The following is a 1,226-nucleotide window of genomic DNA, read 5'->3' as shown; positions in this document are numbered from 1 at the left end:
CCTAGCGTTAGATTAGGTCAAAACTCTTTTATCATATATCTCACAAGTGGTCTTTCTATAAGGCTAACATCATTGAAAAGCACAAAAATTACCCTTTTCACAGCATAGAGTTAATATTTATGAATGAGAAAAAAATCATTGAAATTGCGAATCTGGAAAATGATTGTAAAATTGGCAAGGACAGGCACTTTATTGCTGCCGACAGAAAAAACAAATGGCGAATCTATCTGGGTTTATTTGCCGTCGTAGGCTCCGCTGTAATATCATCTGGAATAGGCAAGAGCATATTAGAATTACTAAATTCTTATCTTCAAATAGAACATTGGGCCTCCTGGGATACGGCTTTGAGTCATATTCTTCCATTATTAGTTGGTATTTCAACTGCAATTATCGGTTTTCTTGGTTTAGAGAAACAAACGGCACAACATCGATATGTCGGCAATGCCTATATTGAAATATCCAGGAAAGCAAGATCTCTTTTAAATGAAATCAATAAAAACAATTATAATGAGAAAATAAAAGAATACGAACCTTTATTAGAAAAATATCTGGAGATAAACAAAGAGGGTGAGTCATGTCCGACGAATAATAGCGACTCATTCAAAGCGATGAGTATGAATGCTTACCGACGCAATGCCATCAAAGGAAAACTAGCTGAGATGGAAAAGGATATTATAAAATTTAGCACCAAGAAAAAACGTACGACATTAAAGCTAAGTACTATTGTAAGTGTGAATATAAAGATAAAAATCGCCTACGTATTATGGTCATTAAAAATCATCAGGAAAAGAGATTATTTACGCTATGTGAAATGCTATCTGACATTATCCTGTTAATCTCATCGTACAACGGGCGATTAAGCCCGTTCTCAATCAAACCGGTGCAGGTCGCCCACACAGAACGATTCATCAACTCAGCGTGCCCTGTAACACCTGCACTTATCTGCCCTGAAACCTGCATCATGCCAGCGTGTCCGGCATTGCTTTTCACCCTCGAAAATAGTACGGTCACACAAGAAGAATTCTTCGTGGACGGTGGAAAATTATGCCAATAATTCAGTCTGTTGAACGTGCTTTGCAGATCCTCGACTTGTTTAATGAACAGGCTACGGAACTCAAAATCACCGAGATAAGCAAACTGATGGGATTGAGCAAAAGTACCCTCCACTCTCTTCTTAAAACGCTTCAGTTGCATGGCTATATCGATCAGAACCCGGAAAACGGAAT

The 1,226-nt window shown here is 38.0% G+C and carries 2 protein-coding genes; both read left to right on the top strand.

Translation table 11 applies throughout. From position 1 onward, the window contains the following. Positions 1–119: 119 nt before the first annotated feature. Positions 120–836 carry an SLATT domain-containing protein gene (locus tag JTI98_RS08030; RefSeq protein WP_052443875.1) on the top strand — a complete coding sequence of 239 codons (717 nt, stop codon included), beginning with the start codon at positions 120–122 and terminating at the stop codon, positions 834–836. 208 nt (positions 837–1,044) lie between these two features. Continuing rightward, a partial coding sequence (locus tag JTI98_RS08025) for a helix-turn-helix domain-containing protein (RefSeq protein ID WP_216082109.1) occupies positions 1,045–1,226 on the top strand: 182 nt, incomplete at its 3' end.

The sequence above is a fragment of the Citrobacter sp. MGH 55 genome (assembly GCF_016906145.1).
In the GTDB taxonomy this organism is placed as follows: domain Bacteria; phylum Pseudomonadota; class Gammaproteobacteria; order Enterobacterales; family Enterobacteriaceae; genus Citrobacter_A; species Citrobacter_A amalonaticus.
This window is presented reverse-complemented; position numbering and strand designations above follow the sequence as displayed.